Origin of the sequence: Kocuria aegyptia, from assembly GCF_039530085.1 — a bacterium.
Taxonomy (GTDB): Bacteria; Actinomycetota; Actinomycetes; order Actinomycetales; family Micrococcaceae; genus Kocuria; species Kocuria aegyptia.
Map to the genome: position 1 here is coordinate 101,748 of NZ_BAAAOA010000019.1, position 22,977 is coordinate 124,724.

19 protein-coding genes, 1 other RNA gene and 1 pseudogene are annotated in these 22,977 nt (G+C 68.2%); 18 read left to right on the forward strand and 3 right to left on the reverse strand.

Going from position 1 to position 22,977, the window contains the following annotated elements:
- Positions 1 to 155: 155 nt before the first annotated feature.
- Together ABD220_RS09295 and ABD220_RS09300 are read left to right on the forward strand one after the other, a co-directional pair.
- On the forward strand, positions 156 to 800 hold the full coding sequence (locus ABD220_RS09295; protein ID WP_344121900.1) for a glycosyltransferase family 2 protein: 645 nt from the start codon (positions 156 to 158) through the stop codon (positions 798 to 800).
- A gap of 51 nt (positions 801 to 851) precedes the next feature.
- Positions 852 to 1,268 (forward strand): DUF2304 domain-containing protein, encoded by a 417-nt coding sequence (locus ABD220_RS09300; RefSeq protein WP_344121901.1) that lies wholly within the window; start codon positions 852 to 854, stop codon positions 1,266 to 1,268.
- 16 nt (positions 1,269 to 1,284) lie between these two features.
- Here ABD220_RS09300 and ABD220_RS09305 read toward each other — a convergent pair whose 3' ends face one another.
- The gene (locus ABD220_RS09305; RefSeq protein ID WP_344121902.1) at positions 1,285 to 2,232 is read right to left on the reverse strand and encodes a glycerophosphodiester phosphodiesterase family protein; all 948 of its coding nucleotides are present in this window, start codon (positions 2,230 to 2,232) and stop codon (positions 1,285 to 1,287) included.
- A 346-nt stretch (positions 2,233 to 2,578) separates the two neighbouring features.
- Here ABD220_RS09305 and ABD220_RS09310 point away from each other — a divergent pair, with 346 nt between their 5' ends.
- From ABD220_RS09310 to ABD220_RS09340, 7 genes are read left to right on the forward strand one after another with little or no spacing between them, the layout of a single operon-like run.
- Positions 2,579 to 3,841, forward strand: a complete 1,263-nt coding sequence (locus ABD220_RS09310) for a TadA family conjugal transfer-associated ATPase (RefSeq protein WP_344121904.1) — start codon at positions 2,579 to 2,581, stop codon at positions 3,839 to 3,841.
- On the forward strand, positions 3,838 to 4,695 hold the full coding sequence (locus tag ABD220_RS09315) for a type II secretion system F family protein (protein WP_344121906.1): 858 nt from the start codon (positions 3,838 to 3,840) through the stop codon (positions 4,693 to 4,695). The genes ABD220_RS09310 and ABD220_RS09315 overlap by 4 nt, the downstream gene beginning before the upstream one ends.
- Positions 4,692 to 5,636, forward strand: coding sequence for a type II secretion system F family protein (locus ABD220_RS09320; protein ID WP_344121909.1), 945 nt, complete (start codon positions 4,692 to 4,694; stop codon positions 5,634 to 5,636). The genes ABD220_RS09315 and ABD220_RS09320 overlap by 4 nt, the downstream gene beginning before the upstream one ends.
- A gap of 53 nt (positions 5,637 to 5,689) precedes the next feature.
- Positions 5,690 to 5,914 carry a hypothetical protein gene (locus tag ABD220_RS09325; protein ID WP_344121910.1) on the forward strand — a complete coding sequence of 75 codons (225 nt, stop codon included), beginning with the start codon at positions 5,690 to 5,692 and terminating at the stop codon, positions 5,912 to 5,914.
- 2 nt (positions 5,915 to 5,916) lie between these two features.
- Positions 5,917 to 6,324: a TadE/TadG family type IV pilus assembly protein gene (locus tag ABD220_RS09330; RefSeq protein ID WP_344121912.1), complete on the forward strand. Its 408-nt coding sequence runs from the start codon at positions 5,917 to 5,919 to the stop codon at positions 6,322 to 6,324.
- Positions 6,317 to 6,760: a hypothetical protein gene (locus tag ABD220_RS09335; RefSeq protein WP_344121914.1), complete on the forward strand. Its 444-nt coding sequence runs from the start codon at positions 6,317 to 6,319 to the stop codon at positions 6,758 to 6,760. Before ABD220_RS09330 ends, ABD220_RS09335 begins: the two co-directional genes overlap by 8 nt.
- Positions 6,757 to 7,284 carry a pilus assembly protein TadG-related protein gene (locus ABD220_RS09340; protein WP_344121916.1) on the forward strand — a complete coding sequence of 176 codons (528 nt, stop codon included), beginning with the start codon at positions 6,757 to 6,759 and terminating at the stop codon, positions 7,282 to 7,284. Before ABD220_RS09335 ends, ABD220_RS09340 begins: the two co-directional genes overlap by 4 nt.
- 110 nt (positions 7,285 to 7,394) lie before the next feature.
- On the opposite strand, the gene ABD220_RS09345 is transcribed toward ABD220_RS09340, so the two are convergent.
- Entirely contained in the window at positions 7,395 to 8,558 is a 1,164-nt protein-coding gene (locus tag ABD220_RS09345) for a glucose-1-phosphate adenylyltransferase family protein (RefSeq protein WP_344121918.1), read from the reverse strand.
- A gap of 98 nt (positions 8,559 to 8,656) precedes the next feature.
- Between ABD220_RS09345 and prfB the strand changes: the two genes are divergently transcribed.
- On the forward strand, positions 8,657 to 9,778 hold the full coding sequence (prfB, locus tag ABD220_RS09350; protein WP_344121920.1) for a peptide chain release factor 2: 1,122 nt from the start codon (positions 8,657 to 8,659) through the stop codon (positions 9,776 to 9,778).
- Between the two features lie 61 nt (positions 9,779 to 9,839).
- Here prfB and ABD220_RS09355 read toward each other — a convergent pair whose 3' ends face one another.
- On the reverse strand, positions 9,840 to 11,075 hold the full coding sequence (locus tag ABD220_RS09355) for a polysaccharide pyruvyl transferase family protein (protein ID WP_344121922.1): 1,236 nt from the start codon (positions 11,073 to 11,075) through the stop codon (positions 9,840 to 9,842).
- A 189-nt stretch (positions 11,076 to 11,264) separates the two neighbouring features.
- On the opposite strand from ABD220_RS09355, the gene smpB reads away from it, so the two are divergent.
- The 8 genes and pseudogenes from smpB to ABD220_RS09395 all read left to right on the forward strand — a co-directional run bounded on the left by smpB (position 11,265) and on the right by ABD220_RS09395 (position 22,741).
- The gene (smpB, locus tag ABD220_RS09360) at positions 11,265 to 11,741 is read left to right on the forward strand and encodes an SsrA-binding protein SmpB (protein WP_344121924.1); all 477 of its coding nucleotides are present in this window, start codon (positions 11,265 to 11,267) and stop codon (positions 11,739 to 11,741) included.
- A gap of 85 nt (positions 11,742 to 11,826) precedes the next feature.
- Positions 11,827 to 12,223: a transfer-messenger RNA gene (ssrA, locus tag ABD220_RS09365) on the forward strand.
- Between the two features lie 118 nt (positions 12,224 to 12,341).
- Entirely contained in the window at positions 12,342 to 13,784 is a 1,443-nt protein-coding gene (locus tag ABD220_RS09370) for a polysaccharide deacetylase family protein (RefSeq protein ID WP_344121926.1), read from the forward strand.
- Positions 13,781 to 14,824, forward strand: coding sequence for a hypothetical protein (locus ABD220_RS09375; RefSeq protein WP_344121927.1), 1,044 nt, complete (start codon positions 13,781 to 13,783; stop codon positions 14,822 to 14,824). The genes ABD220_RS09370 and ABD220_RS09375 overlap by 4 nt, the downstream gene beginning before the upstream one ends.
- A 113-nt stretch (positions 14,825 to 14,937) precedes the next feature.
- Positions 14,938 to 17,265: a phosphotransferase gene (locus ABD220_RS09380; RefSeq protein ID WP_344121929.1), complete on the forward strand. Its 2,328-nt coding sequence runs from the start codon at positions 14,938 to 14,940 to the stop codon at positions 17,263 to 17,265.
- A 17-nt stretch (positions 17,266 to 17,282) separates the two neighbouring features.
- The gene (locus ABD220_RS09385; RefSeq protein WP_344121931.1) at positions 17,283 to 19,052 is read left to right on the forward strand and encodes a hypothetical protein; all 1,770 of its coding nucleotides are present in this window, start codon (positions 17,283 to 17,285) and stop codon (positions 19,050 to 19,052) included.
- A gap of 665 nt (positions 19,053 to 19,717) precedes the next feature.
- A pseudogene (locus ABD220_RS09390) lies at positions 19,718 to 21,148 on the forward strand (IS1380 family transposase).
- Positions 21,149 to 21,883: 735 nt separating this feature from the next.
- Positions 21,884 to 22,741, forward strand: coding sequence for a glycoside hydrolase family 16 protein (locus ABD220_RS09395; RefSeq protein ID WP_344121933.1), 858 nt, complete (start codon positions 21,884 to 21,886; stop codon positions 22,739 to 22,741).
- Positions 22,742 to 22,977: the final 236 nt, after the last annotated feature.

The window sequence follows — 22,977 nt, forward strand, 5'->3', positions numbered from 1 at the left end:
GCGGGGCTCGGCCGGGCAGCGGGCACGGTGTCGTCCTTACGGTGGGGGAAGGGGCCGGGACGATCATAGCGGCCGCCCCGGGGCCGGCCTCCGACCTGACGGGCGGGTCCGGCGCGCTGTGCGAGAATGTCCGGGTGAGTCGTTCGTGGATCGTCATGCCCGTGTACAACGAGGCGGCAGTCGTGGGAGAGGTGCTGAGGGAGCTCCGGAGGACCTTCCCGCACGTCGTCTGCGTCGACGACGGATCCTCCGACGACTCCGCCCGGATCTGCGCCGAGGCCGGCGCCGTCGTCGTCCAGCACCCCATCAACCTGGGCCAGGGCGCGGCGCTGCAGACCGGTTTCGAGTACGCCCTGCAGGACCCCGGGATGGACTGCGTGGTGACCTTCGACTCCGACGGCCAACACCGGGTGGTGGACGCGTGGGACATGGTCGGGCGGATCCGCTCGGGCGAGGCCGAGGTCGTGCTCGGCTCCCGCTTCCTCGACCGGCGCACCAGGGTCTCCGCCCTCAAGCGGATCGTGCTGCGCACCGCCGCGTTCTTCTCCAAGCTGTCCACCGGAATGGACCTCTCCGACGCCCACAACGGGCTGCGCGCCATCGACCGGGGCACCCTGTCCCGGATCCGGCTGACCCAGAACCGGATGGCGCACGCCTCGGAGATCGTCAACCAGCTCGCCGACATCCGGCCCCGGTGGGTCGAGCACCCGGTGGAGATCATCTACACGGACTACTCGAAGTCCAAGGGGCAGTCGCTGCTCAACGGCGTGAACATCCTCGCCGAGCTGTTCGTCAAGTAGTCCGCACCCAGTCCACAGCCAGTCCGCACCGTTGAGGGGAAGAGCCGTCCGATGATCTACGCCGTGCAGATCCTGCTGGTCCTGGCCGTGGGCTACGGCGCGCTCGCCCTGATCCGCGGCGGGGCCAACGCCAAGCACCAGGCGATCCGCCGCGTGGTGGCCCTGGCGTTCTTCGTCTTCGCGGCGCTGTCCATCTTCTTCCCCGACCTGCTCACGGGGGTCGCCCACTTCTTCGGGATCGGGCGCGGCACGGACCTCGTCCTGTACGGCTTCGTGGTGATCTTCATGATCACCCAGGCCACCTCCGCGCTGCGCAACCGCCAGCAGGAGGTCAACGTGACCCGGCTGGCCCGGCACATCGCCGTCGCCGAGGCGGAGCGGCCCTGGGCACCGGACCCGGCGCACGCGGAACGGGCCTCGGTCCGGCAGTTCGCGGCGACCTCACCGGCCGAGCGCCCCGCGGCCTGACCGGCCCCGCTGCGGGTCAGGCCTCCCGGACCACCCGGGAGAGCAGGTCCGGCCGGTCCGTCATGACCCCGTCCACGCCCCACTCCAGCAGGCGGCGCATGTCGTCCTCCCGGTCGATCGTCCACACGTCGACCCGGAGTCCGGCCCGCTGGGCGCTCCGCACGAGCCCGGGTGTGAGCACGCGCAGGCCCAGGAGGGAGTCCGGTGGCTGCAGGCCCTCGAACGGCAGCGGATGGCGGTCGTGCCGGCCCAGCAGGCACAGCAGCCGGAAGGCCGCGAACTCCGTCACGGAGGCCGCTGTGGGGACCGCCCCGTCCGAGGCCCGGCGGAACCGCCGGATCGAGGCCGTGCGGTTCGTGGCGACGAGCGTGCGCCCCTGGGCGCCCGCCGCCCGGATGGTGCGCCAGACGATCTCCTCGGCGCCGGGACGGTTGCCCTTGAGCTCGATCGCCACGCGGTGCTCGGGGAACGCCTCGTAGACCTCCGAGAGCGTGGGGACGCGGACCCCGCGCCCCCGCCACGGGAAGGTCCTGCCGTCGCGGGTGAACGCGTGCCCGGCGTCCAGCCGCTGCAGCTGCGCGGCGGACATCAGTGCGACGGCTCCGGTCCCGTCCGTCGTCCGGTCCACCGTGAGGTCGTGCATCAGCACGGCCGTGCCGTCGGCGGAGGCCTGCACGTCGAGCTCCAGCACGACGTCCCCGAGGGCCTCGGCCGCCCGGAACGCCTCGAGGGTGTTCTCCGGCGCGACCTCGGCGCCTCCCCGGTGGGCGAAGGTGGTCGGCCATCCCCGGGGCACGGCGGCCCTCGCACCCGGTGAGGGAGCCACCAGGTGCCGGCCGAGAGCCGCGCCGGCCGCGCCGGTCAGCAGATTTCCGGTGAGCGGGACGGCCGCGCGGAGCAGCGCCCGGGCACGGGCGGTGACATGGGGGCGGTTGCCGCCCTGCTCGGAGGTCACATGGGTCACGGCAGTCCTCGGGGTCGGCGGCGGCTTGCGCCACGGGCGGTGCCGTGGCGCGCACACCCGGTGCGGGGCGTGCTCGCCCGCCCACACTACGGTCCGGCGGCTCGTCGCGCACGCCCTCGCGGGCAAGCGGCAGCGTGCCGCCGCCGAGCAAATTTCATGCGCCCGCATCCTGTGACACTCCATGTGTTTCCGGACGGGAACAACATCGCAGGTCAGCGACGGCTGTCCACAGGAGTCCAGGACGGGGTTGTGGGCACGACGGTGGATCGGCCTATGTTCCTGTGCATGCGCTCCGCAGGGGAGCCGCCGGCACGGATCCCGCGCCGGGCGACGCGCAGGGGGACGGATGACGGCACTGCTCTCCGAGGACGCGCTCGGGCTGGTCGAGGCCGAGGTGCGGGAGCTGATCCGGCGCCGGGGCCTGGACCCGGTGCTCGAGTTGGAACGCACCCGCGAACTGGTGGACGCCGCGGTGCGCGACTACGACCAGCGCTCGGCGCGCGGGGTGCTGCCGGCCCTGGCGGACCTGGACGCCGCCCGCCGGGTGCTGCTGGACCTGGTGGCCGGGTTCGGCCCGCTGCAGCCGCTGCTCGACGACCCGCGGATCGAGGAGATCTGGATCAACGGTCCGGCGGAGGTCTACGCCGCCCGCGGAGGGGCGTCCGAGCTGACGAGCCTGGTGCTGACCGAGGCCCAGATCCGCAACCTCGTGGAGCGCATGCTCAAGTCCTCGGGCCGCCGCCTGGACCTGTCCTCCCCGTTCGTGGACGCGGCGCTGCCGGACGGGTCCCGGTTGCACGTGGTGATCCCTGACGTGACGCGCCGGCACTGGGCCGTGAACATCCGCAAGTTCGTGGCCCGGGCCCGACGGCTGGACGACCTCGTGGAGCTGGGCTCGCTGCCGCCGCGCGCGGCGCGCTTCCTCGACGCCGCGGTGGCCAGCGGGCTCAACATCCTCGTCTCCGGCGCCACGCAGGCGGGCAAGACGACGCTCCTGAACTGTCTGTGCGCCTCCATCGGGCCACGCGAGCGCGTGGTGACGGTCGAGGAGATCTTCGAGCTGCAGGTGCCCCTGCGCGACGTCGTGGGGATGCAGTGCCGTCAGCCCAACCTCGAGGGCACGGGAGAGATCCCCCTGCGCCGACTCGTGAAGGAGGCGCTGCGGATGCGCCCGGACCGGCTCGTGGTCGGGGAGGTGCGGGAGGCGGAGAGCCTGGACATGCTCATCGCGCTGAACAGCGGGCTGCCGGGGATGTGCAGCCTGCACGCCAACTCCGCGCGCGACGCCGTGACCAAGATCTGCACGCTGCCGCTGCTGGCAGGAGAGAACATCAGCACCGGCTTCGTGGTGCCCACGGTGGCCTCCTGCTTCGACCTCGTGGTGCACTGCCACCGCGACCGGCACGGGCGGCGCCGGGTGAGCGAGATCCTCGCGATCGGCAACCGGGTCGAGAACGGCGTGATCGAGACGTACCCCGTCTTCGCGGAGGCGGACGGCGCTCTGCTGGCGGTGGCCGCCGAGGCGCCGGCGGCGTGGAAGTTCGAGCGGGCCGGGCACCGGGTGAGCGACCTGTTGGCGGACGACGGCCCGGTGGGAGCGGTGCGGTGAGCGCGGCGCTGGGCGTGCTGCTGGGAGCGGGCGTGTTCCTGCTCTGGTGGTCCTGCTGGGCCGAGGAGGCGCCACGCCCGGTGGTCGCGCGCCGGCTCGGTCGGCTGCGCGAGCTGCTGCTGCGTGCGGACCTGGCCCGGGTCGGCCCGGCGGGACTGCTGGCCGCCTGCGCCGCGGCCGGGACACTGGGCGGGCTGATCGTCGCCGCGGTCACCGGCGCCGCCGTCCTCGGGCTGTGCGCCGCCGTCCTGGGCGGCTGGGTTCCCCTGGCGGTGGTGCAGCACCGGGCCCGGCGCCGGGCGGCCGCCCTGCGCGAGGTGTGGCCCGACGTCGTCGACCACCTGCGCTCGGCGATCCGGGCCGGGATGTCCCTGCCCGAGGCGCTGATCCAGCTGCAGTACCGCGGACCCGAGCCGGTGCGCCCGGCCTTCGCCCGGTTCGCCGCCGACTACCGCGCGTCCGGGCAGCTGCAGGGCGCCCTCACCCTGCTCAAGGACCGGCTGGCCGACCCCGTGGCGGACAACATCGTCGAGGCCCTGCGGGTGACCAGGGAGGTCGGCGGGACCGATCTCGGCCGGCTGCTCGGGACGCTGTCGGAGTTCCTGCGGGAGAACGCCCGCACCCGCGGAGAGCTGGAGGCCCGCCAGTCCTGGACGGTCAACGCCGCCCGCCTGGCGGTGGCCGCACCGTGGATCGTGCTGGCGCTGATGGCCACCCAGCCCGCCGCGATCCGGGCCTACGACACCCCGTCGGGTGCGCTCGTGCTCATCGGCGGGCTGCTCGTGTCCACGATCGCCTACCGCCTCATGCTGCGCATCGGGGCGCTGCCCGAGCCCGAGCGGGTACTGCGGTGAGCGCTTCCCCCGCCCTCCTGGTGCTCCTCGGCCTGGTGCTCGCCGCCGGACTGTGGCTGCTGCTGACCGGGGCCCGGATCACCGGTGGGCCGTCCTTCGCGGCCCGGATCTCTCCGCAGCTGCGTTCGGTGGAGGTCGAGTCGGCCCTGCTCGCCCGGCCCGGGAACCGTTCGGCCCGGGTTCCCGGCCGGCCCGCGGTGAGGCTGGACCCGCTCGTGCGCGGGCTGGCCCACCGGGTGTTCCGGCACGCCGCCCCGTCGGCGGCCCTGGACAGGCGGCTGGCCCGGGCCGGGGTCACCACCACGGCGGCGGACTTCCGCGCCGAGCAGCTCCTGTGCGCGACCGGGGGGCTGCTGCTGGGCGTCCTGCTCGGCGTGGCCGCCGCGGCTCGCTGGGGCACGGGTCCCGGCGGGGTGCTGCTGGCCGTGGGCACGGCTACGGCCGCCGGACACCTGCTGCGCGGGCACCAGCTGGGCCGGCGGATCCGGGTCCGGGAGGCGCGGATGCTGGCCGAGTTCCCCGCCGTGGCCGAACTGATGGCGCTGTCGGTCGGGGCGGGGGAGAGCGCGGTGGGTTCGCTCGAGCGGGTGTGCCGGGTCGCCGAGGGAGAGCTCACCGCCGAGTTCCGCGCGGTGCTCGCGCAGACCCGGTCCGGCGCCGGGCTCGTGCACGCCCTCCAGGACTTCTCCGCCCGCACCCCGGTGGCCCCGATCGGGCGGTTCGTGGACGGCATCGTCGTGGCCATCGAGCGCGGCACGCCCCTGGCGGACGTGCTGCGGGCGCAGGCGCAGGACGTGCGGGACAACGACAAGCGGGAACTGATGGAGGCGGCCGGGCGCAAGGAGATCGCCATGATGGTCCCTCTCGTGTTCTTCGTGCTGCCGCTGACGGTCGTGTTCGCCGTGTACCCCGGGCTCGCCGTGCTCGAGCTGGGCTTCTGACCGCTCATCCGGGCGGCGCGGGACCGGCCGCCTCCCAGGAAAGGACACTCCTCATGACACACCTCCACCGGCTCGCCGCCCTGCTCGGCGTCCTTCCCCTCCTCCTGTCCGCGCTGCGCGGCCGGCTCGCCGCCGGCGATCCCGACCGCGGGGACGTCCCCGGCTGGGTGATGCTGACCCTGATGTCCGCGGTGCTCGTGGCCGGCCTACTGCTGGTGGCGCAGCCGGCCCTGGAGGGGCTCTTCCAGGACGCGATGGCCCGCGTGAGCCAGAACTGAGGATGGGCGGGAACCGGGCCCGGCCGCGCTCCGGGCCGCAGGAGGCCGACCGGGGCAGCGCGGTGGTCGAGTACGTGATGGTGGCCGGCCTCGTGGCGGTGATCTTCGCGGCCACGCTGCAGCTCGCCCTGGCCCTGCACGTGCGCAACACGCTGATCGACGCCGCCGCGGCCGGCGCCCGGTACGGCACCCTGGCCGACCGCTCGCCCGAGGACGGGGTCGAGCGGACCCGCCGGATCGTCTCCGGTGCCCTGGGACCCCGGTACGCCCAGGACGTCGCCGCCACCTCCGTCACGGTGGGCGAGCTGCGGACCCTGGAGGTCACGGTGGTGGCGCCGTTGCCCGTGGTGGCCCTGTTCGGACCACCCGACTCCCTGGAGGTGCGCGGCCATGCCGTCCTCGGTGACTGAGGCACCCGGAGCGATCGGGGAACGCGCGGACGACGACGAGGGCAGCGCGGTCGTGGAGTTCGTCGCGCTGGGCACGCTGCTGCTCGTTCCCGTGGTCTACTTCGTGCTCGCGGTGGCCCAGGTCCAGGCAGGGGCGTTCGCCGTCGTGGCCGCCGTGCAGCAGGCCTCCCAGGTGCTGGCCCGCGCCCAGCCGGGCGAGCTGTCCGAGGCCGGACTGAGCGCCGCGGCGCAGCTGGCGGCGGCGGACCAGGGCTTCGCCCCCGACCGGCTGGCGATCCGGCTCGAGTGCTCCGACGGCGCCTGCGCGGCGCCCGGCGCGGTGGCCACGGTGCACGCCGTCCTGGAGGTCCCGCTCCCGCTGGTGCCCGGGTTCACCGATCTGGACGTCGCCGTGCTGACGTCCTCGGCCACGGTCGTGCTCGGGCGCTACGGATGAGCGCGCGGACCGCGCGCCCGGAGCCGCGCCCGGACGACGACGGACACCGGGTCCGGGACGTGTCCAGGGGCCGGCACGCCGACCGAGGCCACGGCCGGGACGAGGGCCAGGTCACCATCCTGGTCATCGGCTTCGCGGTCGTGCTGCTCCTGCTCACGGTCGTGGTCATGGGCGTCACCGCGGTGTACCTGGGGGAGCGCAAGCTCCAGATGCTGGCCGACAACGCCGCGCTCGCCGCGGCCGACACGTTCGTGGCGCTGGACCCGGGGGAGGGCGGCGCCCCGCCCGCGACCGTCCTGGACGACGACGCCGTGGCGGGGGCCGCGGCCGCCTATCTCGACACGGTCCGTGCCTGGTCCGGCACCCCGGGGCTGGCCCTGGCCACGCCCACGGGGAGCCCGGACGGGCGGACTGCGGAGGTGACGCTGTCCGCCGTCGTGCACCCGCCGGTGGTCAACCTCCTGGTGCCCGACGGCATCCCGATCACCGCCACCAGCGAGGCCCGCGCGCAGCTCGGCAGGTAGCAGCGGGCCCCGGCGCCGGACCCACCGGTTCCGCCCGAGGGGCCCGAGAGGCTCGCGACAATGCCCGGACCTCGGGCGACGGAGCCGAGGCCGGCGGACGGGGTGGGGGCTCAGACGCCGTCCGGGAGCACCGCGGAGCGGTCGAACTCCTCCGTGGTGCGCGCCCTGCCGTCCTCGCCGATGAGCGTCACGCCCTGGTCGGAGCCGCGGCGGCCGCCGCCGGAGATGTCGGCGCCCATGTCGGCCACGACGTTCTCGAGGGTCACGCCGGCGCCCACCCGCACGCCGTCCAGCAGCACCGAGTCGCGCACCGTGGCGCCCTCCTCGACGAGGACCCCGGGGCCGAGCACCGAGTGCGCCACGGCGCCGCGCACGATCGCGCCGGCGGCGACCATCGATCCGCGCAGCTCGGCGCTGCCCGCGATCCGGGCGGGCACCCGCTGCGGCTGGGCCGAGAGGATCGGCCAGGACGGGTCGTCCAGGGTGACGCCGTCGCCGTCGAGCATCTGCATGTGGGCGGTCCAGTAGGACTGGAGGGTGCCCATGTCCATCCAGTACCCGTCCAGGCGGTGCTCCACCACCGTGCGGTGCGCCACGAACCACGGGACCAGGTCGTTGCCGTAGTCCTCGAGCCGGCCCTCCTGCTCGTGCAGGACGTCGAGGGCCTCCAGGAGCCGGCCCGCGTCGTAGAGGAACATCTCGCCGGCGACCAGCCGCCCCCGGGGCTCGTCCGGCTTGTAGTCGAAGCCGGTGACGCGGCCGTCGTCGTCGGCCTGCACCACGCCGTAGCGGGAGGGTTCCTCGTCGACGAGCGTGGTGACCACGGTCAGGTCGGCGCCCCGCGCGAGGTGGGTGTCGATCACGTCGAGGAAGTTCAGCGTGTAGAGGTGGTCGGCGCTGAGCACGAGGACCAGGTCCGGGGCGAAGTCGCGGATCAGGTCCTTCTGCCGGTAGATCGAGTCCGCGTTGCCCTCGGCGAAGCCCTCGTCCTCGGTTCCCTGGTACGGGGGCAGGACCTGGAGGCCGCCGTGGGTGCGGTCGAGGTCCCAGGGGCGCCCGTTGGCCAGGTGCTGGTTGAGGCTGTGCGGAAGGAACTGCTCGACGACCCACACGTCCGAGATGTGGGAGTGGGCGAGGTTGGACAGGGCGACGTCGATGAGCCGGTAGGTGCCCGCGACGGGCAGGGCGGGCTTGGCCTTCTTCTCGGTCAGGGCGCCGAGGCGGGCGCCCTTCCCGCCGGCGAGGACCAGGGCCAGCGTGCGGGGGATGCGCATCGTGCTTCCTTCCTGTCGGCACCATCCTGCCAGAGCGGGGGCCGATGGCACCGGGTGGGGCCGGGCTGATTTGCCCCCATGGGATAATCTTGACTTCCATGGCCTCCCTTGACTTCCCGGCAGAGATCTCCGCCCTCCGTTCCACGTTCGCGTCCATCGAGGCCGTGAGCGACGTCGACGCCATTAAGCGGGACATCGCCGAGCTCTCCCAGCAGGCGACGGCCCCGGACCTCTGGGACGACCCCGCCGCGGCGCAGAAGATCACCTCCAAGCTCTCTCACAAGCAGTCCGACCTCGAGCGGCTCGAGAAGCTGGGCGGTCGCATCGACGACATCGAGGTCATGGTGCAGCTGGCCGCCGAGGAGGACGACGCGGAGACCCTCGAGCTGGCCGTCGAGGAGCTCGCGTCGGTGAAGAAGGCGCTCTCCCAGCTCGAGGTGCAGACCCTGCTCTCCGGCGAGTACGACGAGCGCGAGGCCGTGGTCACGATCCGCTCCGGCGCCGGCGGCGTGGACGCCGCCGACTTCGCCGAGATGCTCATGCGCATGTACCTGCGCTGGGCCGAGCGCCACGGCTACCCGACCACCGTGCTGGACACCTCCTACGCGGAGGAGGCGGGCCTGAAGTCCGCGACCTTCGAGGTCAAGGCGCCCTACGCCTTCGGCACCCTGTCCGTCGAGGCCGGCACCCACCGGCTCGTGCGGATCTCCCCGTTCGACAACCAGGGGCGGCGCCAGACCTCGTTCGCGGCCGTGGAGGTCATTCCGCTCATCGAGCAGGACGACTCGATCGAGATCCCCGAGTCCGAGATCAAGGTGGACGTCTTCCGCTCCTCGGGCCCCGGCGGCCAGTCCGTGAACACCACCGACTCCGCGGTGCGGATGACCCACATCCCCACGGGCATCGTCGTGTCCATGCAGAACGAGAAGTCCCAGATCCAGAACCGGGCGGCCGCGCTGCGCGTGCTCCAGTCCCGTCTGCTGCTGCAGCGGCAGGAGGAGGAGAGCGCCAAGAAGAAGGAGCTGGCGGGGGACGTTAAGGCGTCCTGGGGCGACCAGATGCGCTCCTACGTCCTGAACCCGTACCAGATGGTCAAGGACCTGCGGACCAACCACGAGGAGGGCAACCCCTCCGCCATCTTCGACGGCGCGATCGACGGTTTCGTCGACGCCGGGATCCGCTGGCGCGCCGACCAGCGCCACGCCCCGGCCGACGCCTGAGCCCCCTCCGGGAGACCCGCACGGGCCCCGGCCGGTTCCGGGCCCGGCCGGGGCCCTGCGCTCAGCGGCGCAGGAGGCGCGCCACCGCCCGCCCCGGCAGGGTGCGGGACTCGGGACCGGCCGGGATGCCCTCGGGGGCCCCGGCAACCGGGTACAGCTCCTCCGCCTCCCGCAGCTTGGTGCGGTGCAGGCGCGCGGCCGTGGCCGGGAAGTCGTGGGACCGGGTGGGCGGCGCCGGTGCCGTGCTGCCGGTCGGCGTGACGGACCACCCCGTTCCCGCCTCGAGCAGGGACTGGTGCTTGACGCGGTAGTAGTCGGGGCTGACCTCCAGTGCGGTGCCCGCCGCGCCGCACGCGGCGGCGAGCAGGTGGAAGTGGAACCGCGAGGTGAGCCACGTCTGGCCCGGGCGGGCCGGGAAGCCCTCCTGCCAGAGCCGGGTGAAGGGCACGAAGTTCTCCTCGGGCACGAGGTCGGCGAGCCGGTCGAAGGCTGCACGGTCCGCGCCGGGGATCGCCTCGAGGTACCGCACGGTCCGTCCGGCCAGCGCCGGTCCCGTCAGCGCGGCCCGCACGGCGGCGACGGCGTCGTCGAGCACCCCGGGCTCGGACATGTCGCTCTGCAGGCACACCCACACGTCGTCGTCGGCTGCTTCTCCGGCCGGGGCCCCGGTGAAGCCCGCGAGACCGGGCAGGCCGAGGAAGGCGTCGTCGGGGGCGCGGTCGGCCCGGGAGAGCTGGGCGCTCGGCGCGTCGCGGACCGTGGCGTGGTCGAAGGCGCCGAGCGCGGCGCGCAGCTCCTCGGCCTTGGCGGCGGGGGCCAGGCCCAGGCCGGTGGCGACGAGCCGCGCCCCGGAGACTTCGCGCAGCCGCAGCGCCGCGCGCAGCAGGCGCCCGTGGTGCGGCCAGATGGAGTTCAGGTATCCACCCCCGAGGAAGTGCACCGTGCCGGCCCGGCGGGCCCCGAGCAGGCCGAGGTCGTAGCGGGGGGTCCCCAGGTGCGTCACCACCCGGTCCACGTGGGCGTCCGCCGCGACCGGGTCCGTCCCCGCCGTCTCGACGGCGAGACGCCACAGGGTGTCGGTGGTCCGCAGTCCGGGGTGCAGGCCCGCGAACAGGTGGGACGCGAGCCCCGGGTTCGGGCAGTCGAGCCACACCTCGGCGCCGGGCCGGGCGCGGGCGAGGAAGCGCAGCCACGCGGCGGCGATGAACTCGTCGCCGAAGTTCGGGTGACCGCTCGTGCCGACGAGGTACAGGACGTCCGCGGCGGGCGGGCGCTCGGTGGGGGCTGGCTCCAGCATCCGTTCAGCCTACCCGGTAGGGACCGGTGACCTGGGACGACGCCCCTGCACCGGGGGCCGCCGGATCCGGGTGCCGGCCGTCGGCCCCGCGCGACCGCCGTGGCGGCGGCGTGGCGTAGGATGGGGGATCCGCCGCGTGCCCCGGTGCGCGGTGCATCCCCGTCCGCAGCGTCCCGAGGGAGGAGGCCCATGGCCAAGAAGGACACCGGCCGTCAGGTCATCGCCAACAACAAGAAGGCCCGGCACGACTACCACATCCTCGACACCTACGAGGCCGGTCTCGCCCTCATGGGCACCGAGGTGAAGTCCCTGCGCATGGGGCGCGCCTCGCTGGTGGACGGGTTCTGCCAGTTCACCGACGGCGAGCTGTGGCTCGAGGGCGTCCACATCCCCGAGTACCTGCAGGGCTCGTGGACCAACCACTCCGCCCGCCGCCGCCGGAAGCTGCTGCTGCACCGCAGCGAGATGGACAAGATCCAGCAGAGGACCCGGGAGTCCGGCTTCACGATCGTGCCGCTGTCCCTCTACTTCCTGGACGGGAAGAAGGCCAAGGTCGAGATCGCCGTGGCCAAGGGCAAGCGCGAGTACGACAAGCGCCAGACCCTGCGGGAGCAGCAGGACAACCGCGAGGCCCAGCGTGCCATGCGCTACAAGAACCTGGCCTGAGGTGCCCGCCCGTCCCTTGCGGACGCTCGTACCGCGCGGTAGACTGGGACATCCCGTTGCGGCGGGATGATTGACAAACGAATACGGGGATGATCGGTTTCGACGATGTGAGTTGAGACAGGGGAAGCGGGTCGAGGACGCAGAGTTATCTCGTAAACGCTCTCTGTAAAACAATAGTTGCCAATTCCAAGCGCAACGTCGCCAAGTCTCAGAGTGCCTTCGCCCTCGCGGCGTAAGCACAACCAGACTACTTAGGTGACTGTCAGCCCGGGTTCGCCTTCGACCCGGGGCCTGGCATCAGCTAGAAGGCCACTGCTCCAGACGGGTGTCGCGGACGTCTGGGGAACATCAATTCGTGACTGAGTCCGTCGGCCACGTGTCTGCACGAGGGCCGGGACTGAGAAGACGCCAAGCAGACTGCACCCGGAGAAGCCCTGACAATGCTGCATCGGACGGGGGTTCAATTCCCCCCATCTCCACCTCTGAAGTAGAAAAAGTGTCTTCTCACTCGAGAGACCTTTTTCCACGACAGGTACCACGCTACTGTCCTCCACATGAGGTTGCTGTTCCGTTCGCGAGCAGGCCTCCTGTGGGGGACAGTTGCGTATCAGCACCATTGACCGGGCCCTGCTGCTCGGCGGGCCGCCCCTGCCGTTACCCCATGGCCAGACCTTTGACCCCATCATCGCCCTGGAGGTCCTCGACCGGTACGGCCTGCCCGACGGCTACCCCTTCGCCCTCGACGACGACGGAACAGCCGACGGATGCCACTACCTGAATAGGTACCTGCTCGAAGGGTGGCAACAACGCGGCCTGGCGCTCGAGACCATGCGCAAGACCCACATTCGCTTCCTGACCAACTTCCTGCGCTTTTTGCGAGCCCGTCACGCCGACGATGAAGCCGCTGCTCAGGGACAGGACCTCGATACCTGGCTTGCTGGTCAGGGCGAACCCAAACTGGACCTCACCGACGCCACTCGCGACGACCTGCTCGCCTACAAGAAACACCGCCTTAACCCGTTGCCTCATCCGCGATCCCAAGATGCTTCTCGTATTACTTGGCCGGCGCACGGCCCTACGGACCCGTGCCGCGGCAATCCTGAATCCGCCGACGATGACCGGCCTGCCGCCGTATCCGCAGGACTTGCGGCGGCAACATGTCCGGGGACTGCTCTCGGGGCCCGGACGCTACGTGCGGAGCCGACACCATGCCCAGCGAATAGTTCAGCCAGGGGGAGTCACATGACGCCGGTCATACCGATTCTGCTCTACCACTCCATTGATGACCGACCCGCGGCGGGTTTCACGCCGTGGACCATCGGCCGGGCACAGTTCGCAGAACATCTGGACCTGCTGGTCGGGCTGGGCTACCACGCTCTGTCGGTGGCTGATCTGATGAACTTCATGGTGGCCGGCAAGCCGGTGCCCGAGAGGACCGTGGTGCTCACGTTCGACGACGGCCTGGCCGATTTCTCGACGAACGCATGGCCCCGTCTGAAGTCCCGCGGCCTCCCAGCAACCCTGTACGTCACAGCCGGCCTGGTGGGCGGCCGGAGCGACTGGCTTGCGCCACTCGGAGCCGGTTCCCTGCCCATGCTGGATGCGGAGGGCATCAGGGAGCTCGCGGACGACGGCGTGGAGATCGGTGCCCACAGCATGACGCATCCGCAACTGGATTGCGTTCGCGCCGCAATCGCTCGTCGGGAGATCATCGACAGCAAGCACGCGCTGGAATCGATTCTGGACCGGCGAGTCGACGCCTTCGCCTACCCGCACGGCTACCATACCCGGGCGATCGAGAAGATGGTGTCCGACGCAGGCTATACTTCTGCAGCCGCGGTCCGAAACGCGCTGAGCCACGACCAGGACGACCGATTTTCGCTAGCCCGTGTGACGGTCACGTCGGACTACACGCTCGACATGATCGAACGCGTGCTGCGCGGGCAGGGCGTTGTTCGGGCCCCTGCCGGGGAACGCTGGCGAACTACGGCCTGGCGGCAGGTCCGCCGCCTCCGTGCAGGGACGGCGAGGTTCGTGTCATGAGCGCATTCACGGTGGTCACGCCAGCGCCAAGGGACACGTGGCAGCGCGTCCTCTCCAACGATCGGGACGCGTTGCCCGACCAGGCGCCGGAATGGGTGGACGCACTGGTGGCGGGCGGTTCCTACCGGGATGCCAGCCGTCTGTACTCCTTTGCAGATGGTCGCGAAGTGGTGCTGCCGCTCGTGAGGCGGCGCGGTCTCATCGGCCTCGGCGGCTGGCTCCAGTCGTATCCGTCCGGCTGGGGCATAGGCGGACTCGTGGGATCGGACGCGAGCGCCGACATAGTGAGTGAAGTGTTGGGCGACCTGCACCGCCTCGGCATGCAGCGGGTTGCCATTCGACCAGACCCGCGCCGTTGGCCGACGTGGGACGGCGCCCGCAACGACGGCATCCTGGCGATCCCGCGCCGTGCCCACGTGATCGATTTGGCTGGCGGGGAGGATGCCGCATGGGCCAAGTTGTCCAAATCCGCCCGACGGGACGTCCGCGCCGCCGAGTGTGCAGGAATCCGTATCGAGACTGGCCACTCGGGTGCCCACTTGGAGGACTACTACGGACTGTTCCTCCTCTCCGTAGACAGGTGGGCGGATCGGCAACACGAACCTCGAGCGCTGGCCCACGCGAGGGCGCGCCGCCGCGATCCGATGAACAAGCTGCAGGCTATAGCCCGGCACCTGGGAACACGCTTCGTGGTGACGATGGCCTATCGGGGGGACGTGCCCTTGGCGGGAGCGATCACCCTCTTCGGCCAAACCGCCCATAACACCCGGTCTGCAATGGACCGCGTTCGGATAGGCTCCACCCGTGGTGCGGTAGAGCTGGTTCAATGGACCAACATTAAGATGGCCTGCGACTTAGCATGCACCGCTTATCACATGGGCGAGAGTGGCCGGTCGACGACGCTGTCTCACTTCAAGGAAAAGTTCGGCGCCCGCCCCCACGACTACGCGGAATTACGGCTCGACCGGTTGCCGTGGAGCCGGTCAGATGCCGCCGTACGAGCAATTGTCAAACGCATCGTGGGATTTCGTGATGTCTGACCGGTTTCCGCCTGCCCCGCGGCGGTTCTTCGGCATGAGTGTCCTTCTTGCCGACGGACCAGAGCTGGCTCCGACGGCCGATTTCGCTATCGGCCACGACAGGGTCGAAAGTCATGACTAGCGCCACATTCAGTCTCGCCGGTTCACTGAGAGCCCGTCTGCAGGATCCCCTCCGTCGCGGCGCAGACGCCTTGATCATCGGCACCGCGATCACTTCGGTCCTCGGTTTGATCTTCTGGGCCATGGCCGCGCGGTGGCTGCCAACTACGGCCGTGGGCATCGGCGCCGCTCTGATGTCAACCGTGACCCTGCTGGCCAACTTCTCGACGTTGGGGATGCGGAACGGCTTGCTGCGCTTTCTTCCTGCTGCGGGGGCAGCCACGGGGCGGCTCATCCTGACCTGCTATACATTCTGCGCCGGGGTGGCGATGCTTGCCGCCGGGATATTCCTGATGGGACAACCGTTCTGGGCCGAAAAACTGGGCTTCCTGCGCGAGAGTCCGCTGAGCATGATTGTCTTTGCCGTCGGCACCGCAGCCTGGGTGGTCTTCGTTCTGCAGGACCAGGTTCTGATCGGGTTGCGTCATCCCGGCTGGGTTCCTCTGGCAAATGGGGCAAGCTCCCTGCTCAAGATCCTCGTCCTACCGTTACTGGCTAGTGCCGCGGTATGGGCGATCTTCGCTGCAACCATCATCCCGGCTGTACTCGCCGTCATCGTCGTCGGCGCGTTGGTATTGCATTTTGCCCGGGATATCGCCGCCGCCGACCCGCGCTCAGCCACGGAAGCGAAAGTCTCGGTGTCGACCCTGGTGCGTTTCGCCGGACCAGACCATGTGGCGACCCTGATGTGGCTGGCAACGACTGACGTCCTGACCCTTATCGTGCTGCAGGTCGCCGGCGCCGAGGCCAGTGCCCATTGGTACATGGCGAACACCATCGGATACGCGCTCTACCTGGTCACCAGCAACGTTGGCAGCGCCTTGATCGCCGAATCAGCACACGATCCGGAACGTTCCGTGGTCCATGCTCGGTGTGCCCTGCTGCACTGCACCCAGTTGGTGGTGCCTGCGGCAGTCATCGGAGTCATGATGGCGCCCCTTGTGCTGCGCCTGATCGGTACCGATTACGCGGAGAACGCCACGGCGACGCTGCAGTTGATTCTGATATCGGCCATCCCCCAACTGATCGTGGGAATCAGCGTGAGCACGGCGCGCGTACGTGGGGACATGAAGACGGTCCTGGGAGTGTATGCATTCACGGCGCTCGCCACCTGGGGCGGAAGCTGGATGGGGCTTCACCTGTGGGGCCTCACAGGTGTGGGCATCGCGATCCTGTGCAACCAGACCCTGGTGGCCGCGTACCTACTCCTTTCAGGGCGCACCGGATTATGGGAAAGACCACACGGGTGGCACGGCATGCTCGATTCAGCGAAGGGAATTCCCCTAGCGCAACGAACGCGGCGTAACCAGAAACAGGCGCAACTTTTGGTGGAGCCGGCCCTCGTGGCGTGTGGGTTGCCTGCTGACCGGACGTCCGCGTTATTGACATCGGACTCCGACACGCTGGTCGTCGCTGTCAAGGGTGAATACCAGCCCCTGATCCTGAAAATCGCCACGTCGACATTCGCCTCCCAGGGCTTGAAACACCATGTTGATACCGTTCGGCGACTTCTCGTGGGACATGAGTCCGACGCAGGGGCCCTGCTTCCTCGGATCATCCGCCGGGCGCAGCTGCACGGGCATGAGGTCGTCCTCGAGTCGGCCCTGCCAGGTGTGACGAACACTGCCACGCCCTGTTCTGATGCTGTGAGTGCGGCCGCGCTTGCGGCCATCGCCCGGATCCACGAGGCGACGGGCGTGCCCCGCGTCGTGGATGAGGGTCTCTTGGACCTGTGGATCGAGAAGCCGGTGGACGTCATACGGCGCGCGTACCGGCGCCCTGGAGCCGCACGCAACCTCGGTCGGTTGAGGCGGGAACTCCGACGGGGACTAGGCGGGCGCCAGATGCGAGCTGCTTTGGTGCATGGCGACTATTGGGGGGGAAACGTGCTCACAACGACTACGTCTGAGGGTCCGAGGACCAGCGGCATCATTGACTGGGAAAACGCGATGCCCTCGGGGATTCCGGATACCGACCTCGTGCACTGGTGGCTGACGAACCAACCCGGAGAACTCGGTGCCACCGTTCTGGAGGCCCTGGCCAATCCCGAGGCTGTCCGTTCGGGATTGTCCGGCCTCGGCGCGACTCTGGCCAACGCAGACGTGGAAACCGAGTACATCATCCTGCTGACCTGGTTATGGCACGTTTCGGCAGGATTGACCCGGGCATCGACAAATAGGGTGAGTCTCATATGGGTCGCACGCAATATTTCCCCCGTGGTCGATCTTTTCGACGGGAAGAAGTTCCAGTCACCGAAGGGGGCGCCGCAGTGGAGGCGCTAGCCGAACACAGGACAGCCGTGCAGTCGCCCGCCGTGAATTCCCCGTCGTATCCGGCCACGCCGGGACGTATTTCCGCATCCATGCCGCGGCCGAGCGGTCGAGCTCGTTTCGTCACGGTGCGGCACAATCTGGTGTTCCTCGTAGTCCCCTTCGCGGCCGTCCTTCTGTGGATCTTGGGATTCTGGGGAGCCGACCCTCGGAATATGTGGGCACTGGGCTTACTCTCCTTGTTCAACGCGGCCATCGTCAGTGGCCTCGTGCTACTCATCGGCGGTTTCCTCTACAGTCTTTACCGTGCCCGTCCGGGATGGGTGCTGGGCACCTACCTCGTCACCTACATTGCCCTGATACATGGCACGCCGCCGTTGCTCTACGGGACCCTCCGCTATTCCTGGGCATACAAGCACGTTGGCATCGTTGATTACATTCTTCGCACCGGCTCCGTGGATCCCAGCATCGACGTAGGGCAGATCTATCACAATTGGCCTGGCTTCTTCGCAGGCAGTGCCCTGCTGACTTCATTGGCCGGACAACCCGACGCTCTCGAGATCGCTAGCTGGGCGCCCTTGGCCTTCAACCTGATGAACCTGCTGGTCCTGCGCTACGTTTTTCGCGGTATGACCCGTAACCGGTCCCTGGTCTGGCTCGGGCTGTTGTTCTTCTTCCTGATCAACTGGGTCGGACAGGAGTACTTCTCCCCGCAAGCGCTGGCCTTCACGCTGTATCTCGGACTGATCGGGTTACTCATCCGGCAGCCAACCCATCGCCCTCACATCGCGCCCTTTGCCCTGATCGTGGCTACGCTCGCTGTCAGCCACCAGATCACGCCGTTGATGATGCTCTTCGCCGTCAGCGCCTTGGTCGCAACTCGCCGCGCCCGGGGTTGGTACCTCCCGCTTGTCGCGTTGGTCCTCGTCGCGACCTGGGCCCTGACAGGTGCACGCGACTACACGCTGGTGAACCTGCAGGAGCTGGTTGTGGAATTGGGTGACCCAGTGGGCAACGCCGGTCAAACCCTCGACAAGTCGGCGGCATTGAGCGGCACAGAGTTGTTGGTGGTATGGGGCGGGCGTTTCACCGTGATCGTGGCTTCCGCCGTCGCTATCCTGGGACTTGTACGTCGTACGCGCGCGCGAGATCTGCGGGTGACGGCAACGGTGCTCATGGTCCTGCCGGCCCTGCTGGTCCTGACGACCGGCTTTGGCGGTGAGGTCCTCTTCCGCGCCTTCCTATTCGCGGCGCCGTTCATCGCCTTCCTCGGGGCTGACGCCTGCCTACCCCGAGGCTCTCGTGGCTTCCCCCCGCTCAGTCTGCTCGCTGCCACCGTCACTGCTGTCCTGGTCGTACCGGGATTCCTCCTGGGTTACTACGGCAAGGAACGACAGAACTACTTCACTCCCGCAGAGGTACAAGCGGCAGCCTGGGTGGATGCCCATGCACAACCGGGGTCATTGCTCGTAGAGGGCAGCACCAATTACCCGATGCGCTTTCTCGAGTACGACAAGTTCACCTATGTCCCCATTGATCTAGAACCAGAGGATACAACCACGGAACTGCTGGCCGACCCTGCCGGAAAACTGGAGAAGTGGCTCAACGACCCGCAATATACCGATGCCTACGTACTCCTCACCCGGGGGCAAGGCATCGCGGTGGACACCGAAGCGTCGATGCCGGAGGGAAGCGTTGAGCAGATCGAGTTCGCGCTGCGCCACAGCGAGAGTTTCCGCATCGCCTTTGAAACTTCCGACGCGGTTGTGTTCACTCTGTCGAAACCAGGATCAAAATGATGCGTGGACGAAACGCGTGGACCTTGGCAGCAGCGGTCGCTGTTTTTGCATTGCTTTGCATTCTTGCTGTTGCCGTGACAGAGGTACGGCTGATTCTCATGGCCGCCTTCTGCCTACTGGTGCCAGGCTACGGCTGGGCCCATCGAATGCAGCTCAAGGATCGCGGTGACACACTGGCGATGACCGTCGTTCTCAGTTTGTGCGCTTCAGTATTGGTGGGAACCGCGCTGGCTGTTAGCGGCTTGTGGTCGCCTCTCGCAGGACTTATTATTCTCGTTCTCATCACATTAGGAGGATTCGCGCCCATACCCGGCGTTGCGCCCTTTCGAAAGGAATTTAAATCCCGTCTCGTTCAGCGTCCCGGCCAACGGAAGTACCTCGGACAGCGGAAATACCCCCGCGGATGAATTCCATCGTTTGTAGTCGGATCTCCCCGCACCGGCAGAATAGCTTCATCGCCAGCGAGGAGGCTCGCTCTCTTACAGGTCCAGCTGTGTCTCGTATGCCGGGAAGACATGGAGCGTGGCACACTTTCACGTTCATTAGCCCTGTGGTTTCATCGGGTGGCCGTTGAAGGGCGTGTTAAGAGACGAAAAGGTGCTCCGACAAGGGAAAATAGTGGTGTCTAAGCCAATTTATCCCGGTCGTGAAGGAGCACCTTTTCGATGCACCACTCTACCCTCGTTTTCCCGGCGGTTCCCGTTAGTTTCAGTGGCCAGTCGCTGATCTCCCACGCCGGAGTCAGTGTCGTTACCGGCTTCATGGACGCACTGGGTTTCGGCAGGCTGTGCCAGGACAGACTCGGCCAGTTCGTTCCCTCCGGCGCACGACACCGACCCGGCCGGCTGGTTGGTTCGCTGGCCGCGATGCTCGCCGCCGGAGGCGAACATGCCTGCGACCTGGACATCCTGCGTTCCTCTCCCGGGGTTATTGGTCAGCTGCCGTCGAACGCGACCGTCTCCCGATTCTTCGAACGCACCGTAGTCAACCCCGAGCTGTTCAGCTACGGATTTGAAACCCTCACCAGAGAACTGCGCACCCGGGCCTGGAATGCCGCCGGGAACGCGAACCCGGCCTTGATCGCGACCGCCGCGGACCCACTCATCATCGACATCGACGCCACCTTGGTGACCTCGCACTCGGACAAGGAAAACGCCGCCGGCACCTACAAAGGCGGTTACGGGTTCGCCCCCTTCATCGCCAGCGTCGATTACGGAACCGGCAAGGGTTCCGGGGAAATCCTGGCCGCGGTGCTGCGGCCCGGCAATGCCGGAGCGAACAGCGCCGAGGACCACATCCGGGTCTTCCACACCGCGGTAGCCCAACTGCCCGACGGGTTCTACGGTGCAACCGGGACCCTGGCCGGACAGAAGGTGCTGGTCCGCACCGACAGTGCCGGCGCCTCACGGAAGTTCCTCTGGCACCTGCACAGCCTCGGCGTGCAGTTCTCCACCAGCTACACCCTGCCGTTCGGCAAGGCGCACATGATCGACTGGATCAGCAACAAACAACACTGGCAGCCGGCCCTGGACTAGAGCGGACATGAGCGCACCGATGCGTGGGTCATCAACGCCACCGACGTCATCGCGCTCACCGACTACCCGCCGGGCACCAAGCTGTTCCTGCGCGCCGAGCCGCTGCACCCAGGAGCGCAGCCCACCCTCCTCGATACAGACGGGCACCGGATCACCGCGTTCCTGACCAACTCACCCCGCTGGCACGGACCCTTCCTTGACGCCAGACACCGTGCCCGCGGCCGGTGCGAGAACCGGATCAAGACCCTGAAAAACACGGGCCTGGGCAAGCTGCCGTTCTACGACTTCGCCGCGAACCAAGCCTGGGCAAACATCGCCACACTGGCATTCAACCTGATCTCCTGGATCCAGCTCACCGCTCTTCCGGGCAATCACCACGCCAAAGCCTGGGACATCAAACGCTGGCGCTACCGGCTCTTCACGACCGCCGGGAAAATCATCACCCGCGCCCGCCGCAACCGACTCCTCCTCCCGGAATCAGCACCGGAAAAGGACCTCCTGAAGCTGCTCCTCGTGAACATCCGGCACCTGAAACAGATCCCGCCAGCCGCTCCAGGCTGAGCGTGCTCCCGTCCCGTCCCGACGACAAACCCACCACCGGACGTGGAACCGGCGCCACACCAGGCGATACAACAGGCCACACCACGCCGCCCGAAAACCAAAAACAACCACCGACCCATCCGCCGGCACGAACCAACCGCCCTCACCCACCACCATGAAACATCGGGGTAAGCCTCGATCCACCGACCCGTTGTGAGGGTCCACGTGCCGGCGACCTCGTCGAAGATGGCGTCGGTGTATTCGGTGCTCTTCCGCGCGTCGGCGGGGATGGAGGCGATGGCCCGATTCACGGCCGGATCCATGCGCAAGGTCACCGAGACATTGGCCCCGCCGGCCAAGGCGGCCGAGACGGGGGCGTATCCGTAGAAGGCCGAATCGAAGCGGCAGAGCACCGGCGTACCGTCGAGGACGCGGCCCAGGGCGGCTGGGGCGCCGGTGACCAGGTGCCCGGCTCCGCGGACTGAATTCGCCGCGCCCTTGCGCAAGCGTTGGGCCAGGATGACCGGGGCGGTGTCGGCGGTGGATGCGATGGCCAGGACGCCCGGAGTTTTGCTCAAATCGGACCAACGCTAGAAGCACTGAACTGGTGTTGCCATCGTGCCCATGCCACGGTGGAGGAAGTCCGTTGCTCGGGGCACGCCCAAAGCCATTTGGTGTTGGCAGGACATGGCGGGATGCGTTCGCCGGAGCTAGCATCGGATGATGAGAACGACGAGGGAATTTCGTTGGGGAATCGTGGCCGGACTCATCATCGTTGGCTCGTTGTTGGCAGGATGCTCCTCCCCTGACATCGGCACAACGCCAGGAGACGTCCGGGTACGGCCAGCAGATGACCCAAGAGTTGGAAGCCATCCTGATGCGAATTCGAAGCAAGGGATCCTGCTGGACGATGGTTTCGATGGGAATACGCTCGGAGCCTCTACTTGGAATACGTGTCATTGGTGGCAGGATCGCGGTTGCACGATCGTCACAAACAATGAGCTCGAATGGTACCTTCCTCAGCAGGTGCAGGTTTCCGATGGGGCTCTACACATGACTGCCGAGCGCAGCGAGATTTCGGCCTCCAACGGCAGGGATTATGCCTTCGCCTCCGGCATGGTGACAACTGGACCACCAGCCCATGACATGCCGTCCAAACTTCAATTCACTTACGGGAAAGTCGAGGTCAGGTTTCAGGTGCCTTCGGGGCGTGGCCTATGGCCGGCAATCTGGCTCCTTCCTGCAAGCGAGGACTCGCGGCCAGAAATAGACATGTTAGAAGTAACCGGTGAGGATACGGGCCGCCTGATTATGCACTTGCATCCAAAAGACAGGTCAGCGCCATCCATTAGGAAGGATTATTTCCTCCCGGAAGGGCGATCTCTGGCTGACGGTTGGCACACCATCTCCCTGGACTGGTCCCCCAACAAATTGACCTATCTACTCGACGGAAAGCAAGTATGGCAAGTATTAGGCAAGCAGGTGCCGGATGAGCCGATGTACTTGGTGATGAACTTGGCCGTCGGGGGAGATTATCCGGGAAATCCGGATAAGAACACCACGTTCCCGGCGGTCTTTAAGATTGACCGTGTCAGAATTCTAGGCAATAGCTGACTATGGAATGAGGTTGACTGCCCGTTACATTTATTCAGTCTCCGAACGCTGGGGATATGGCAGTTGGAACCGGTATGGCTTTCTTGCCCTGTCATTGATGATCCGGGGGAGTTGTCGCCGGTTTCGGAGGCGCTTGTTGACCGCTGATAGGTACAAGGCCGGGCAGGGATGGTTTAGGGGCTCTTCGTACCTGCGGTGGGGGGCGGTGAGCGACACGCCGTGAGTACCTGACTCCG

Bases quoted from the DNA above. Each gene is read 5' to 3' on its own strand.
- ABD220_RS09295 (WP_344121900.1), top strand. From the start codon at position 156: ATGCCCGTGTACAACGAGGCGGCAGTCGTGGGAGAGGTGCTGAGGGAG.
- ABD220_RS09300 (WP_344121901.1), top strand. From the start codon at position 852: ATGATCTACGCCGTGCAGATCCTGCTGGTCCTGGCCGTGGGCTACGGC.
- ABD220_RS09310 (WP_344121904.1), top strand. From the start codon at position 2,579: ATGACGGCACTGCTCTCCGAGGACGCGCTCGGGCTGGTCGAGGCCGAG.
- ABD220_RS09325 (WP_344121910.1), top strand. From the start codon at position 5,690: ATGACACACCTCCACCGGCTCGCCGCCCTGCTCGGCGTCCTTCCCCTC.
- ABD220_RS09330 (WP_344121912.1), top strand. From the start codon at position 5,917: ATGGGCGGGAACCGGGCCCGGCCGCGCTCCGGGCCGCAGGAGGCCGAC.
- ABD220_RS09340 (WP_344121916.1), top strand. From the start codon at position 6,757: ATGAGCGCGCGGACCGCGCGCCCGGAGCCGCGCCCGGACGACGACGGA.
- ABD220_RS09345 (WP_344121918.1), bottom strand. From the start codon at position 8,558: ATGCGCATCCCCCGCACGCTGGCCCTGGTCCTCGCCGGCGGGAAGGGC.
- prfB (WP_344121920.1), top strand. From the start codon at position 8,657: ATGGCCTCCCTTGACTTCCCGGCAGAGATCTCCGCCCTCCGTTCCACG.
- ABD220_RS09355 (WP_344121922.1), bottom strand. From the start codon at position 11,075: ATGCTGGAGCCAGCCCCCACCGAGCGCCCGCCCGCCGCGGACGTCCTG.
- smpB (WP_344121924.1), top strand. From the start codon at position 11,265: ATGGCCAAGAAGGACACCGGCCGTCAGGTCATCGCCAACAACAAGAAG.
- ABD220_RS09375 (WP_344121927.1), top strand. From the start codon at position 13,781: ATGAGCGCATTCACGGTGGTCACGCCAGCGCCAAGGGACACGTGGCAG.
- ABD220_RS09380 (WP_344121929.1), top strand. From the start codon at position 14,938: ATGACTAGCGCCACATTCAGTCTCGCCGGTTCACTGAGAGCCCGTCTG.